This window comes from Carnobacterium sp. TMP28 (genome assembly GCF_047553015.1).
In the GTDB taxonomy this organism is placed as follows: Bacteria; Bacillota; Bacilli; order Lactobacillales; family Carnobacteriaceae; genus Carnobacterium_A.
Genome location: NZ_CP180212.1, coordinates 61,558 through 75,575, shown reverse-complemented (window position 1 = coordinate 75,575; position 14,018 = coordinate 61,558). Strand labels below are relative to the sequence as shown.

Genomic DNA, 14,018 nt, shown 5'->3' with positions numbered 1-14,018 from the left:
TCGGATTCGCATTTTTTCTATTTGATTAAGTACGTTGATTTTTTTTATATTTTGATTGATTGACCAGCTTTTTAACAATCGTCGTAATAATAAAAATAACAATAAAAACTAAGGTTATTGTCGCTCCTGGTGGTGTTCCAAATTGATAAGAAGCAGTTAAACCAGTGAACATACCTACTAAACCAACAAGAATACCTATCAAGATAACTAAGTTAAAACTTTTACTTAACCTCATCGCAATCGCGGCAGGTAATATAATAATTGCCGAAACTAGTAACGCTCCAACAATGGGCATAATAACGGCTATCGTAACACCAGTAATCACATTAAAAACAATCGACATCAGCTTGACTGGTAAACCAGCTGTGTACGCTGTGTCTTCGTCGAAAGTTAAAACATACATTGGCTTACGAAAAACTAAAAATAATCCTACTACCAATAAGAAAAGAAAGAATAGTAACTGTACCTGAGCAAGATTAATCGTTACTATTGAACCAAATAAGTATTGTTGAATACTTGTATTTGTTCCACCCTCATTCAAACTCATCAAAACCAAGGCAATCGCCATTCCTGCTGACATCAAAATAGCTATAGAAATTTCTGAATAAGATTTATAAAGCATTCGGATATAATCTATTGATACAGCTGCTATGACAACAACAACTAATGTCATCAGTGTTGGATTAACATTTAACAACAAGCCTAAAGCAATACCTGCTAAAGAAATATGTGACAATGTATCTGCCATTAAAGATTGGCGTCTAAGAATTAAAAATAATCCTAAAATAGGAGCAATAACGGCTATCAAGAATGAAGCTTGGAAGGCTCTTTGCATGAATCCATAGAAAAACATCTCCACGGTGAATCCTCCTTTCTAACAAGTTGAATATGACGATCTGCGTATTGCTTAATATCTTCATGGTCATGAGTCACCATTAAAATTCCTTTACCATGAACTTTACTATTGTGCTTTAGTAATTCATAAAATTCACGTCGTGAATCAAGATCCATCCCTGTTGTTGGTTCATCTAGTACAAAAAGATCTGGATCTGTTGCAAAAATACGAGCCAGTGAAATGCGTTGTTTTTGGCCTCCCGAAAGTTCGCCAATTTTTTTATTTCTCATTTCCCACATACCAACTGATTTCAATGCGCGTTCAACATGTTCTTTATCTTCTGCATCTAGCTTTTTAAACCATTTATTCCTTTGGTAACGACCAGAACGCACTAATTCCAAAACCGTACTAGGAAATCCTGCATTAAACGAAGCTACTTGCTGAGGAATATATCCAATAGCTAACTTTTCATTTCTCTCATTTACTGGTGAGATAGTTGCTGTACCTTTACTTGGTGTTAATAAGCCTAATATATTACGAAGTAGAGTCGATTTAGCCGCACCATTTTCACCTGTTAGCATAACGAATTCGCCAGGATCGACTGTAAAACAAATATTTTCTAGGACTGGTTCCTCGTCATAATAAAAAGATAAATCTTTAACTTCAATATAATGCATCATCATCATCCTTTCTTATTTTGAGTCCTACTGTAAAATTATATATCCATACACCCTCAGTAGCGACTTTTTTTATATTTTTCTATTGTTTCTCAAATCGTAATGATTACTCTTTAGATTCACTTTAGTAGCTTATCACTACTCTTATTATTCGTCAAGAAAAATATCTTGAATGATACCTAACTAGTTGTTTCTATAAATGACAAGGCTAGAACCACTTTTTTGGTTCCAGCCTCGTTTCTTATTTTAATGTTCTCACAAGATAAACTTCATTACAGAAACCTTTTAGACCGTTATACACTCTTTGCGCTCTCGAGTATTTACGACAAAGAGCGAAAATAGTTGGCCCACTGCCACTCATTAACGCAGCATCTGCTCCAAAAGATATCATTTTTTGTTTGATTTTTTCAATCGACGGTTGCCGAATAGTAGACGCTTCTTCCAACGAATTTCCTATTGAACTCGTCATTTTTAGATAATCCTGTTCTTGAATAGCCGTTATCATTGATTGGGTAGAAGGATGTCTAAGTGTCTCATAAGAGAGTGCACTAAAGACTGTTCCTGTTGAAATACCTTTTTTAGGTTTAACTAAGACAACCCAACACTGAGGGACAGCTTCTAGTTGTTCTATCTTTTCACCTCGTCCACTTACAAAGGCTGTTCCTCCATAAATACAATAAGGGACATCCGAACCTACCTCTGCACCCAATTCAGCTAATTCAGCTAATGATAACTTTAAGTTCCATAATTTGTTTAAGCCTCTCAATGTTGCTGCTGCATCACTGCTTCCACCACCTAAACCCGCTGCGATTGGAATGTTTTTTCTAATCATCATTTCTACCCCAAGTTGAATATTAAATCTATCTTTTATTAATCTAGCTGCTTTATATGCATGGTTTCTTTGATCTAAAGGTAAAAAACCATTATTAGATTGAATGATAATCGTATCATTTTCAAGTGTTTTCACTGTTACATAGTCTGCTAAATCAACAGAAGTCATAACCATCTCAAGTTCATGGTAACCATCTTCACGCTTATGCAAAACATCTAACGTTAAATTGATTTTAGCAGGAGCTTTTTCTATTATTTCTATATTCATCATCTGCCTCCTTTCATTTTTAAAAAGTCTTTTGTCTGTTAAACATACTAGCTTAAAAAAAAGGATTTGCAAATAAAGAACAAACAATTTTAACGAAATTATCAGAAATGTTTTTTTGTAAAAAAAAAACGAGCTCATGTTTCAGCTCGTGGTCTTACGATTAAGCATATTGTAGACTTTCTTCATCTAGAAATTGAATTTCCACCGATTGGGTCAAAACATCTGTATAACTATAAGAGACACGTTCAAAAGCATTTTCATCTTGATCTAATTCCACAACAAAAACAGAAGGATACGTTTCAGTCAAAATACCTTTACGCTCTGTCTTTTTTTTACGACCTACTTGTGCGGTCAGCATAATTTTTTTACCTAATTTGAGATCTAGTTTCTCTTTGATACTGGATAATGTAATTGGCATCAGTTTCACCTCTCTCATCTGGTGAGCAGTGTACCACACTTAGACGAATTTTACAAGTATAACATATGAGAAAGAAGGAATCAACTATTTTATCTCTAATAAAACAACTACCAAAAATTCTCTCTATTAAAGAGTTTTGGTAGTTTTCCTTATTGTTTTCTAATTTAATTTTAATAGTTTTAAGTAAATACCATCTGATAATTTACCAAATTCTACTAAACTTAGTGTCTCGCCTCGGCGTTTTGGATCAATTCCAGCGTAGTCAAGGGCTTCAATTAATTTTTCTTTTACGCCTTCATTTTTCCCGTATCTGCCAGAAAGATTATTCCAAAGAGTTTTTCTTCGTTGAACAAACGCTGCTCGCACAACTTCAAAGAAAATTTTCTCATTTAGTACCTCAACAGCAGGTGTTTCTCTTCTAGTTAACTTGATAATTGCTGAATCAACATTGGGCTGTGGCACGAAAACTGTTTTAGGTACAATAAAAGCTATTTCTGCATCCATGTAGTATTGGACAGCAATGGATAATGAGCCATATGCTTTGCTACCTGGCGCTGATGTAACTCGTTCTGCAACTTCTTTTTGCATCATCACAACTAACGTATCAATTCGGACAGCTGATTCCAGAAAATACATAATGATTGGTGTCGTTATATAGTAAGGTAAATTTGCTACAACCATAAGCGGTTCTGTCAAGTCTAGTTTATTTGATAGGATTTCTTTCAAATTTGCCTGTAAAACATCTTTGTTTATAATCGTCACGTTAGTATAAGGGCTTAACGTATCCTCTAATACCGGCAGCAAGCGATCATCTATTTCAAACGCAATAACTTCTTTGCTCGAACGAGCTAAGTGCTCTGTTAAGGCTCCAATACCGGGGCCTACTTCGACGACATTTGTTTGTTTATTTAATTCTGCTGTATCAACAATTTTTGTTAGAATGTTTGAATCAATGATAAAATTCTGGCCTAAACTTTTTTTAAGGGAAAATCCATGCTTTTTTAATATTTCTTTCGTTCTAATAGGTGTTGCAATATCCTTATTCGTTGTCATTTTCTTCCTCCAAAATCTGTTGCATAGCTTGAATAACTTCGTCCGGCGAGATTTGGAACATGTTTAATCTCTTTTGGAGCTGTTTTCCATTCGTGTAACCAATGTTCAATCGGTCACCTAATTTTTCTCTTCTTTTTCGCGCATATGCTCCAGCAATCAACCCTGCATCTAATAATAGTTGTCTAGGAATCGCGATTTCTTGCTCTAGTACTTGCGTGTAGCTTTTTGATAACGCTCTTCGGATAGAATCCGGTGAAGCGTGTTCAATACCTAGACTGCCCTTATGCTTTGGTTTAGCCTCGTCAATCGTTAAAAAAGCATGTTTTACACCTGGTATAGCTCTAGAAATTGTTTTTCTTATTTTTTCTCCCGGAAAATCAGGATCAGTAAAAACAATAACCCCTCTTGTTGCTTGTGCTTTTTCAATTAACTTTAGTGTCTCAGCATTAATAGCTGAACCATTAGTCTCGATCGTATCAGCCTCAAGCGACTCTTTAATTCTTCTTGTATCATCTCGTCCTTCGACAACAATGATTTCTTTTATTTTTTCCATTCGTTTAACCTAAATAATCTGTTAGCATTTTTCATTGTTTGAACAGCTACTTCTTCATAAGAACAGCTTCTTAACTCAGCAACTTTTTCTGCTACATACTTAACGTATGCTGGTTCATTTCGCTTACCTCTGTAAGGAACAGGAGCTAAATAAGGAGCATCTGTTTCAATTAGCAATTTATCAAAAGGAACAACTCTTGCTACATCTTTAGGGTCTTGTGCGTTTTTAAACGTCACTACGCCACTTAAAGAGATATGCATACCTAAGTCCAAAAAACGCTCCATCCATTGCGTATCGCCACTAAAACTATGCATGATACCTCCAATATCTTCAACGTGTTCTTCTTTTAGAATCTGATACGTATCTTCTATTGCATCACGCATGTGAATGCTGACGGGCAAGTTTAATTCTTTCGATAGTTGAAGTTGCCTTCTAAAAACATCTTGTTGTTTTTGTTTAGGAGAAGTATCCCAGTGATAATCTAAGCCCATTTCACCCATAGCCACTACTTTAGGCAATTGCAATTGCTGGTAAAGTTGTTCTTCAATTTTTTCAGTATATAAATAACTTTCAGTTGGATGCCAACCGATAATACTAAAAACTTCTGGGTATTTCTTGCTTAAAGCTAGTGTTTTTTCAATCGTTAATAAATCAAAACCAACTACTGCCATACGAGAAACATCGTGTTCTTTTGCACGTTGAAGCGTTTCTGGAATTTCTTCATCAAATTCTTCTGCGTTTAAATGGGTATGTGTATCGAATAACATAAGCGCCATTCATTCCTTTCTATATTTATCCTTTTTCTAATTCAATACCCTGCCAAAGATTCTTCAGCAGGGTATCCCTTTATTTAAACCGTTAAGCTACTTCCGAACCATTTGGTGCCTCTTTAGGTGCTTCAATAATCTGTAATACGCCATCTTTTTCTGAAGATAAAATCATTCCTTGACTAATTTCGCCACGCATCTTACGCGGTTTCAAATTGGCCACAATAACAACTTTTTTACCAATCAAATCTGCTGGATTAGGATACCATTCAGCAATTCCTGAAAGAATTTGACGATGATTCTCATCCCCAGCATCTAATCGGAATTTTAATAGCTTATCTGCTCCTTCGACTTTCCCACAGTCTATTACTTCAGCGACTTTCAATTCTACTTTATCAAAATCTTCGTATTTAATTTGTTTTTCTTTAACAGAAACTAATGTTGTTTCTGTTGGATCCCATTCTTCTAAAACAACCTCTTCTTCATTCACTGTTAAATCACCATCCATTTGGGTTTTTATATAGGCTACTTCCTCTTCCATATCTAAACGTGGAAAGATCGGCGTACCTTTTGCAACAACTTGGGAATCTTGTGGGAATTGACCAAAGCTCATACTTTCCCAGTTTTTTGACGCTTCATCTTCAATACCTAATTGTCTAAATAATTCTTTTGGTGCTTGAGTTAAGAAAGGTTGCAGTAAAACACCAGAAATCCTTAAACTTTCTGCTAAATGAGTCATAATACTTTCTAGGGACTCTTTCTTTTCTTCGTCTTTGGCTAGCTTCCAAGGTTCAGTTTCATCGATGTATTTATTTGCTCTAGAAATGAGTACCCAAATATTGCTCAAAGCACTACTAAATTGCATTTTTTCCATTTCAACTTGATAATTAGCTAGAACTGTTTCGGCCGTTTCTTTCATTGACCCATCGAAATCTGTCACATTTCCCTTGTAAGCTGGAATCTTACCATCGAAGTATTTGTTAATCATTGCAATGGTTCTATTTAAGAGATTTCCTAAATCATTCGCTAAATCATAATTTACTCTTGAAACAAAATCTTCCGGTGTAAATACGCCATCACTGCCAAATGAAACTTCTCTCATTAGATAATAACGTAAAGCGTCTAAACTATAGCGTTCGACTAACATTTCAGGATAAACCACATTGCCTTTTGATTTTGACATTTTTCCATCTTTCATCAACAACCAACCATGACCAAATATTTTATTCGGTAAAGGTAAATCTAAAGCCATCAACATTATCGGCCAATAAATCGTATGGAAACGGACAATCTCTTTTCCAACCATATGCACATCGGCTGGCCAGAACTTATCAAATAAAGTTGTGTCATCTGTACCGTAACCTAAAGCCGTAATATAATTTGCCAAAGCGTCAATCCAAACATAAATAACGTGTTTTGGATTGCTTGGTACCTTAACACCCCAGGAGAAAGTTGTGCGAGAAACCGCTAAATCTTCTAGGCCTGGTTTAATAAAATTATTAATCATTTCATTCTTACGTGATTCTGGTTGGATAAAATCAGGGTGCGTATTGTAATATTCTAACAACCGATCTGCATATTTACTCATCCTAAAGAAATACGATTCTTCTTTTATCAATTCTACAGGATGTCCACTATCTGGTGATTTCCCACTAATAATATCTCCAGCAGTATTGCGCTCAATATCAACTAGTTGGGTCTCTGTATAAAAGGTTTCATCCGGTACAGAATACCAGCCTTCATACTCATCCAAATAAATATCTCCCTGTGCTAAAAACTGTTCAAAGATATCAGCTACTACTTTTTCATGAACCGGGTCTGTTGTCCGAATAAACTTATCATTACTAATTTCTAATAACTTCCATAAGTTTTGCATATCATCAGCCATCTTATCTACATATTGTTGAGGGGTAATCGCTAACTCTTCTGCTTTATTTTCAATTTTTTGGCCGTGTTCATCACTACCTGTTAAATAAAATACATCAAAACCAATCATCCTTTTATAGCGTGCCATTACGTCACAGGCAATGGTAGAGTAAGCATTCCCTATATGTAGTTTTCCGCTCGGATAATAAATGGGGGTTGTAATATAAAATGGTTTTTTTTCAGTCAAAATAAGCGTCTCCTTTATTCGTTCTTAAATTTTTTCGTTCACACGTTTTATCTTTAATCTATCTCTTTATCTTTTCCAGTATTCAACTAAAACTATCCTACACTAGTATACCACACAAAGAGAGTAGAATAAGGACTTGTCTATCTAATTTTGCTTGATTTTATTCGTTAAACCCTCTTTTTATAGTGTGCATTTAAGTTCATTCAATCAAAAACTTTTCTACAAATAGTTTACTGTCTTTCTCTTTACTTGTAAATGTTTCCTATGAAATTAGTTCAAGTAAAGTCTTAGCTTTTTATTCTTTTTAATAAATAAGGTAAACTACTTATGCTAGTAGAAACGAATATAGAAAAGAGGCTTTTTAATAGATGATTACAATAGGTTTAACCGGTTGGAGCGACCACGAATTATTGATGACAAATAAAGCTCGCAAATTAGAGGGATACACTTCTCATTTCCCTTTTGTTGAGTTGGATACGAGCTTTTATGCTATTCCATCTGAAAAAAACATTTTGAGTTGGCTTGATAAAACACCTGAAAATTTTCAGTTTATTCCTAAAGCCTTTCAAGCAATGACCCAGCACAAAGAATGGATCGATTTCTTCCCCTCTCAACAGGCTATGTTTCAAACTTATCTTGTAGCTTTTGGGCCCATGATAGAAGCTAATAAGATAAAAGCTTTTTTATTTCAATTCCCACCATTCTTTCACTACACGAAAGAGCACTTAGTAGATTTAAAAAATATCCGAACTTGGATGGGTGATTTACCACTAGCGATTGAATTTCGCCACTCTAGTTGGTTTACGAAAGAGAATAGCCCCCTTACACTGACTTTTCTAGCAGAATATCACTTTATTCATGCCGTTATTGATCAACCTCAAACTCCTGGAAATAGTATTCCAATGGTCGAAGCAGTGACCAACAATAAATTGTCACTCTTACGACTACACGGTCGCAATTACGAAGGATGGCTAAATTCAAGTGGGCCAAACTGGCGTGAAAAAAGAACCTTACATGATTATAGTGAAGAAGAATTGACTCTTTTCATTCCAATTATTCGATCACTAGAGACTAATTCCGAGGAAGTTATCATTATTTTCAACAACAATTCAGGCGGCCATGCGGCCCGTAACGCAAAACACTTACAAAAATTATTGCAGTTAACTTTTGATGAATTAGGACCCCAACAACTCAGTTTATTTGACTAAAAGAGGCCAAGCTGCAATCGTGATGATTGCAGCTTGGTCCCTTTTTTATAACAATTCTTTTGCCAATAAGCGATAAACGTCTAAACGTTTTTCTTGTGAGTGTGGAATACTACAGATCATTGCTTCATCAAAGCCATAATAGTCTTGTTCTTCTTTCAAGCGGATTGCTACTTCTTTAGCTGTGCCAACAAGATGCAATTGACGGTTATCTGCTATCATTCTTTTATCGGTTTCCGTTAATGGATACTGCTGCGCTTGTTCTGGCGATAACAAGTTACTAGGTTTTCCTTGCATCAACCATAACCTGCCAATATCTTGTGGCAATGCTTCAAATTCGGCTTCTTCTCTTGTCTCAGCAACTGTAACTAAATAAGCCACACTAATTTCTGGCTTTTCCATAAAATAAGAGGGCACAAAATGATGTTTATATTGATCTATTATTTCTTTTGTCATCCCTCCCATAAAAAATTGTGCAAACGAATAGCCTACGCCCATACGTGCTGCTTCTAAGGCACTACTTCCGCTTGAACCTAATAACCACGCTTGTGGTAAATGGATACCTGAAGGTGTCGCAATCGTTTTATCGTAGAGTTTATCCGTTGGGACTTTATCATTCATTAATTTTAATGTTGTATCTAGCTTCTCATACAGATTATCTAAAAGAGGCTGGCGGCCTTCTGATAAAGCATATATCGCATTTCTGTCTCCACCTGGTGCTCTGCCAACTCCAAAGTCTATTCTACCTGGTGAGAATGCACTTAATGTCTTAAATACTTCAGCCATTTTCAAAGGCGAATAATGCATCATCATTATACCACCAGTTCCAACCCGAATACGGTTAGTTTTCGCTGCAATATGAGCAACCGTAATCTCAGGAGCTGAGCTTGCATATCCATCTGTCCCATGATGCTCTGCTAACCAAAAACGACTGTATCCTAGCTCATCTGCTAGAATAGCTAATTCTTCTGATTTTCTTAAAGCTTCTACCGCAGTGTTTCCGCTAGTAATCGGTGCTTGATCTAATACACTTAATTTCATTTTTATTATCTTCCTTCCTAGGCACTACTCTTTTGACTACGTAAAGTAGTATATCAGTTTCTAATTAGAATAAAAGGTATCACCCTTTTGAGTTCTCTCCAGCCTAGTAAAAGACAAATAAAATGATAAAATCAAAAAAATAATTTATACTGAATGAACTTATCATAAATAAATAGCGAGTGAGGAGATTATCAATGAATAAAAAAAATTCTGATGCTTTAATTATTATTACTCATCTTTCTTATATCCTATTGTCTTTTATCATTGCTATTTATACGCCTTTTTATGTAGGAGCGTTGCTTATCTTTACCCATTGGTTACATGAAAAGTTTGTAGGTGATTGCATTTTAACCGTCTTGCAGAGAAAATATGGTTTTGCTAATAAAGAAGAAGATTTTTTCCACTATCTTTTTAGAAAATTAACCATTCCAGTTGATGCTAAACTAACCATTAACATTCACTATTTGATTAAAACAATTATTTTAATCATTGTTTTAATCAAGTTCTACTTCTTTATTAGCTAAGTACATCCCTTGACTCAATGAAATTTTTTCAAAAAAAGGACTGAATCATAGAACTTTTCGCTAAAACAAGACTGATAAAAAGGCTTGAAATCAATGTTTACAAAATTGATTTCAAGCCTTCTTTGGTTTTAATCCGTTATGTCCCGTTCTCTTTCAGTTATGTCAGATTTATTTTTTGAAACTATTTTTTTCAACTAGTAACTTATTAAATACTGTTGACCTCAATTTCATACTAGGATAGTTATAAGACATTATTTTTTATATTCGTAATCGTTTTAGAAATCGATGAACTATAATAATCTTGTGAATCAATATGAAAAACCTGTGGCAACTTATCTTTTGAAAGTAATTTCTTTTGAAGTCCAGGGACACAAATAATAAAATCATACTGACGAGCAATTATATCTTCTAAATTAGCTTCAGTATCGTCTTTTACAACAGTAACTGGATAATCTAATTTTACCAATTCCATTTGTAGTTTTTCTAAAAATTTTTTCCCTTTTCCGATACCCATGAATGAAAAATTCATAAACGCATAATTATCGACCATAACGTTTCTACCAAGCATTGGTGGCGCTTGATAAATGAGAATGCCCTGTTTCATAAACTAACTCCCTTATTCTTTTATTATCCTACTATACTTCCATACTATACAGTGCAATTAGTCATAAAAAGATACCAAAAAATAGCCACTACAGAGTCAGGACTATTTTATTAAGACGTGTTGTTACATATAGTGAGATTAACTTGATTCGTACTAAACTCTCAACTTAACGAATAAAAATAGCTACCGGTAATGAGCTTAGAAATGAACAAAAAAGAGAGGTTTTTTACTGCTTACTCCATAAATTGTAGTCCAAAATCAATAAGAGTTCTGTCTGTGTTTTTTGCACTCATTAACGTGACCCCCAAAGGTACGCCATCCTGTTCAAGCAATGGTAATGTCAACTGAGGGATATCTGCAAGTGGTGATATACAGAGTAAATGAGACGATTGTGTTCTCAGGCGATCAATTTCTTTTAAGGATGCAGACTTCAAAGGAGCAACAGAGGATGCTGTAGGTGTAATCAATACGGCACCATCTGATAATAAATGTTCAACACGCTGGCGGAACTCTTCTTTTTTCTTTTTTGCTTCTAGGTATCTTTCTCTAGAGATAGTAGAAGCTTTCTCTAAACGATCTTTAGGTCCAGGAGACAATCGTGGACGATACTTATTAACAAATCCACCATAACTTTCCCAAATTTCGTATCCTTGCACAATTTGGAAAACTTCCTTAACCCAATATTCTAAACCTTCTTCAGCAATTTTGATGTGTTCAATCGTACCTAATTTAGTGCCAATTTTATCAATGACTGCATTAAATGCTTCTTGTACATTTGAATCAACTGCTTCAAATGCATCATCCACCACATACAATTTAGTAAAGGTACCTTTTTCAGGGTCCTCGTTTAACAACACTGATGCAACATCTTGAAAGACCTCTTTTTCTGATGCGACAAAACCTAATACATCCATGCTCTTACAATAAGGCGCTTCGCCATCATTTTGGATGCGCTCGTAACTTGGTCTGAGACCGATTATACCAGTATAAGAAGCTGGGACTCGAACAGATCCTAAACAATCACTGCCAATTGCAAAATCAACTAGGCCACCTGCTGTTGCTGAACAGGATCCGCTTGAAGATCCTCCGGTAAGCCTTCGCGTATCAGTAGGATTCAAAGGACTACCATAATGCCAGTTTTCTCCGCTTATACTATAACAAAGTTCATCACAGATAGTCTTTCCTACAAGGTCAGCCCCTGCATCTAATAATGTCAAAATTGCGCTTGCGGTAAAGTCGTCGGGCTGACTATAACGAAGCCAATCAGGGTGACCATTTCCCCAGGTACTGCCTTTAATTTTAAAAACATCTTTTGCACCAAATACATAATTTGAAAGACGCTTTCCTTTTAAGCCTTTTATCGCAATATGATTATCCCGTACAAAAGATTGTAATGGATCGTAGGGAGGAATAGTTGAAACGGAAAGTTTTTCTAGATTTTTCATAGCGTAGTTAGTCATATCTCCATCTCCTCGTTCAATTGGTTTTTTTTGCTTCATTGTATGTCAATCCAGTATGTAACTGTTTTATAAACTGTTCGTCTTTCTTCTTTAATTTTTTAGTTTCTATTAGTACTTTTTCTACTTGATCAAATGGTATAACCATTACACCAGATTCATCACCAAAAATTAAATCATCCGGTTCAATTAAACTATTATCTACTTGAATAGCTACATTAATTGCATCTACACTAACTAAATCTTTTCCGCTTCTGCTAGAGTAACCTTTCGCAAATACAGGAAAACCCAGTTCTTGTATCGGTCCTACGTCACGATAAACACCGTTTACAACTACACCGCTGACTCCTTTTTTCTGTGCATAAAGAGCCATAGTATCACCCCAAACACTGCCGTCCATCCGACCTTGATTATCGATAACAACAACTCTGCCTTCTGGAATTTCCTCTAAGAATGTTCCAAAATTTCTTTGATTCGCTTGTTTAGGTAAATACCTTACAGTAAAAACTTGACCACAAATTTTCGTATCTCCATTCATTTGTTTAGGTGAAATATATCCTCCTTGCCCAATCCTTAGCTCATCAAAAGCATCTGAAATGGTACATGAGTCTAACTTTTTAAATTCTTCTATTGTTTCCTTTTTTATTATTTTATTCATAATCGCATTCGTCTCCTTTCTGAATTTTTTTATTTTCCATTGCGTTTAACAAAACTCTTCCAGCTAATCTTGCTTCAAATAATCGCTACATGTCTAGTCCAAAAACCAATCAAAACTAGTAGAAAATCGCTTACATCCTATCGGTTATAAAAACTCTCTTAACCACTAGATTAAGAGAGTCATTTAATTAAACCGTCTGCATCTTTTCAAACTTGATAGCTGGCTGATTCACTAGCTTCGCTAAGAGCGCATGCACCAAGGCGATAGGAACAAATAAAAACGTACCTAAAATCATACTTATTTCATACAACAAATTGCTTCTTTCATCTGGACTGCCTTTTAATCTATTAGTAAAAGAGCTCCAAGGAATGCCAATCACATTTCCAAGCATCATTACTCTGATAGATGCAAGAATGCCTATTGATTTTGGCAAACCATATGTCCCCGTTACTTGTTCCCAAGTTTTTTGAGAGGGATTGCCTCTAGAATCAGCATAATGCTGGCTAAATAAGATAGCAGATTGTTCTTCTTCAGGAATATCATCGCTTACTCCTGCTAATATATTTTTAATTTCTTCGCTTTTCATACCTACTTCAAGCGCCATTTTTGTATGGGCATAGGAACAAACTCTACAGCCATTTACTTGCGTTACAGCAAGCATGATACGTTCCATAAAGTGTGGACTCAAAAGTCCTTTTTTCTTAACTTGTATTAAATCATATACTGAAAAAAAAGCTAAATACATTATCCAGTAAAACTCTGTTAAAGAGTATAATTTTTTCCCAAAGCTTTTTTTCATCTTCTTGCACTCCTGACATTTTATAGTTACCTAATGCGTAGCTTATTCAGTATAACAAATCTTATTGCTTAAAGATAATGGCCAGCACTTTCTGATCAATCTAACTATAGTATTAACTTTAACCATTCTGTATAATAAAGAAAACGACTCGAAGACACCCTTTAAAAAAACACTTACTTTTTATTCGTTTTATAAAATCAGTCTGACGTTATCCA

The 14,018-nt window shown here is 35.1% G+C and carries 15 protein-coding genes; 2 read left to right on the top strand and 13 right to left on the bottom strand.

Going from position 1 to position 14,018, the window contains the following annotated elements; all coding sequences use genetic code 11:
* Positions 1 to 25: 25 nt before the first annotated feature.
* From ACMHYH_RS00370 to metG, 8 genes are all read right to left on the bottom strand, one after another.
* Entirely contained in the window at positions 26 to 859 is an 834-nt protein-coding gene (locus ACMHYH_RS00370; protein ID WP_414839455.1) for an iron chelate uptake ABC transporter family permease subunit, read from the bottom strand.
* Positions 805 to 1,512 (bottom strand): metal ABC transporter ATP-binding protein, encoded by a 708-nt coding sequence (locus tag ACMHYH_RS00365; RefSeq protein ID WP_414839454.1) that lies wholly within the window; start codon positions 1,510 to 1,512, stop codon positions 805 to 807. Before ACMHYH_RS00365 ends, ACMHYH_RS00370 begins: the two co-directional genes overlap by 55 nt.
* Positions 1,513 to 1,753: 241 nt before the next feature.
* The gene (gene ispE, locus ACMHYH_RS00360) at positions 1,754 to 2,605 is read right to left on the bottom strand and encodes a 4-(cytidine 5'-diphospho)-2-C-methyl-D-erythritol kinase (RefSeq protein WP_414840398.1); all 852 of its coding nucleotides are present in this window, start codon (positions 2,603 to 2,605) and stop codon (positions 1,754 to 1,756) included.
* A gap of 166 nt (positions 2,606 to 2,771) precedes the next feature.
* Positions 2,772 to 3,029, bottom strand: a complete 258-nt coding sequence (locus ACMHYH_RS00355) for a Veg family protein (protein WP_085558859.1) — start codon at positions 3,027 to 3,029, stop codon at positions 2,772 to 2,774.
* A gap of 159 nt (positions 3,030 to 3,188) precedes the next feature.
* Positions 3,189 to 4,082, bottom strand: a complete 894-nt coding sequence (gene rsmA / locus ACMHYH_RS00350; protein WP_414839453.1) for a 16S rRNA (adenine(1518)-N(6)/adenine(1519)-N(6))-dimethyltransferase RsmA — start codon at positions 4,080 to 4,082, stop codon at positions 3,189 to 3,191.
* Positions 4,069 to 4,635 carry a ribonuclease M5 gene (gene rnmV, locus ACMHYH_RS00345; protein WP_414839452.1) on the bottom strand — a complete coding sequence of 189 codons (567 nt, stop codon included), beginning with the start codon at positions 4,633 to 4,635 and terminating at the stop codon, positions 4,069 to 4,071. The genes rsmA and rnmV overlap by 14 nt, the downstream gene beginning before the upstream one ends.
* Positions 4,623 to 5,402 (bottom strand): TatD family hydrolase, encoded by a 780-nt coding sequence (locus ACMHYH_RS00340; RefSeq protein ID WP_414840397.1) that lies wholly within the window; start codon positions 5,400 to 5,402, stop codon positions 4,623 to 4,625. Before ACMHYH_RS00340 ends, rnmV begins: the two co-directional genes overlap by 13 nt.
* A 91-nt stretch (positions 5,403 to 5,493) precedes the next feature.
* Positions 5,494 to 7,515 (bottom strand): methionine--tRNA ligase, encoded by a 2,022-nt coding sequence (gene metG, locus ACMHYH_RS00335; RefSeq protein WP_414839451.1) that lies wholly within the window; start codon positions 7,513 to 7,515, stop codon positions 5,494 to 5,496.
* Positions 7,516 to 7,883: 368 nt separating this feature from the next.
* Here metG and ACMHYH_RS00330 point away from each other — a divergent pair, with 368 nt between their 5' ends.
* Complete coding sequence (locus ACMHYH_RS00330) at positions 7,884 to 8,723, top strand: DUF72 domain-containing protein (RefSeq protein WP_414839450.1); 840 nt, start codon at positions 7,884 to 7,886, stop codon at positions 8,721 to 8,723.
* A gap of 45 nt (positions 8,724 to 8,768) precedes the next feature.
* On the opposite strand, the gene ACMHYH_RS00325 is transcribed toward ACMHYH_RS00330, so the two are convergent.
* Entirely contained in the window at positions 8,769 to 9,761 is a 993-nt protein-coding gene (locus tag ACMHYH_RS00325; RefSeq protein WP_414839449.1) for an LLM class flavin-dependent oxidoreductase, read from the bottom strand.
* Between the two features lie 194 nt (positions 9,762 to 9,955).
* On the opposite strand from ACMHYH_RS00325, the gene ACMHYH_RS00320 reads away from it, so the two are divergent.
* Entirely contained in the window at positions 9,956 to 10,285 is a 330-nt protein-coding gene (locus tag ACMHYH_RS00320; protein ID WP_414839448.1) for a hypothetical protein, read from the top strand.
* A gap of 241 nt (positions 10,286 to 10,526) precedes the next feature.
* Here the strand turns inward: ACMHYH_RS00320 and ACMHYH_RS00315 are convergent, their stop codons facing one another.
* From ACMHYH_RS00315 to ACMHYH_RS00300, 4 genes are all read right to left on the bottom strand, one after another.
* Positions 10,527 to 10,889, bottom strand: a complete 363-nt coding sequence (locus ACMHYH_RS00315) for a hypothetical protein (protein ID WP_414839447.1) — start codon at positions 10,887 to 10,889, stop codon at positions 10,527 to 10,529.
* Positions 10,890 to 11,122: 233 nt separating this feature from the next.
* Complete coding sequence (locus ACMHYH_RS00310) at positions 11,123 to 12,388, bottom strand: amidase (RefSeq protein ID WP_414839446.1); 1,266 nt, start codon at positions 12,386 to 12,388, stop codon at positions 11,123 to 11,125.
* Complete coding sequence (locus tag ACMHYH_RS00305; RefSeq protein ID WP_414839445.1) at positions 12,366 to 13,004, bottom strand: RraA family protein; 639 nt, start codon at positions 13,002 to 13,004, stop codon at positions 12,366 to 12,368. The genes ACMHYH_RS00310 and ACMHYH_RS00305 overlap by 23 nt, the downstream gene beginning before the upstream one ends.
* 187 nt (positions 13,005 to 13,191) lie before the next feature.
* Complete coding sequence (locus ACMHYH_RS00300; protein WP_414839444.1) at positions 13,192 to 13,803, bottom strand: carboxymuconolactone decarboxylase family protein; 612 nt, start codon at positions 13,801 to 13,803, stop codon at positions 13,192 to 13,194.
* Positions 13,804 to 14,018: the final 215 nt, after the last annotated feature.

Bases quoted from the DNA above. Each gene is read 5' to 3' on its own strand.
- ACMHYH_RS00365 (WP_414839454.1), bottom strand. From the start codon at position 1,512: ATGCATTATATTGAAGTTAAAGATTTATCTTTTTATTATGACGAGGAA.
- ACMHYH_RS00355 (WP_085558859.1), bottom strand. From the start codon at position 3,029: ATGCCAATTACATTATCCAGTATCAAAGAGAAACTAGATCTCAAATTA.
- rsmA (WP_414839453.1), bottom strand. From the start codon at position 4,082: ATGACAACGAATAAGGATATTGCAACACCTATTAGAACGAAAGAAATA.
- rnmV (WP_414839452.1), bottom strand. From the start codon at position 4,635: ATGGAAAAAATAAAAGAAATCATTGTTGTCGAAGGACGAGATGATACA.
- ACMHYH_RS00340 (WP_414840397.1), bottom strand. From the start codon at position 5,402: ATGTTATTCGATACACATACCCATTTAAACGCAGAAGAATTTGATGAA.
- ACMHYH_RS00330 (WP_414839450.1), top strand. From the start codon at position 7,884: ATGATTACAATAGGTTTAACCGGTTGGAGCGACCACGAATTATTGATG.
- ACMHYH_RS00325 (WP_414839449.1), bottom strand. From the start codon at position 9,761: ATGAAATTAAGTGTATTAGATCAAGCACCGATTACTAGCGGAAACACT.
- ACMHYH_RS00320 (WP_414839448.1), top strand. From the start codon at position 9,956: ATGAATAAAAAAAATTCTGATGCTTTAATTATTATTACTCATCTTTCT.
- ACMHYH_RS00315 (WP_414839447.1), bottom strand. From the start codon at position 10,889: ATGAAACAGGGCATTCTCATTTATCAAGCGCCACCAATGCTTGGTAGA.
- ACMHYH_RS00310 (WP_414839446.1), bottom strand. From the start codon at position 12,388: ATGAAGCAAAAAAAACCAATTGAACGAGGAGATGGAGATATGACTAAC.
- ACMHYH_RS00305 (WP_414839445.1), bottom strand. From the start codon at position 13,004: ATGAATAAAATAATAAAAAAGGAAACAATAGAAGAATTTAAAAAGTTA.
- ACMHYH_RS00300 (WP_414839444.1), bottom strand. From the start codon at position 13,803: ATGAAAAAAAGCTTTGGGAAAAAATTATACTCTTTAACAGAGTTTTAC.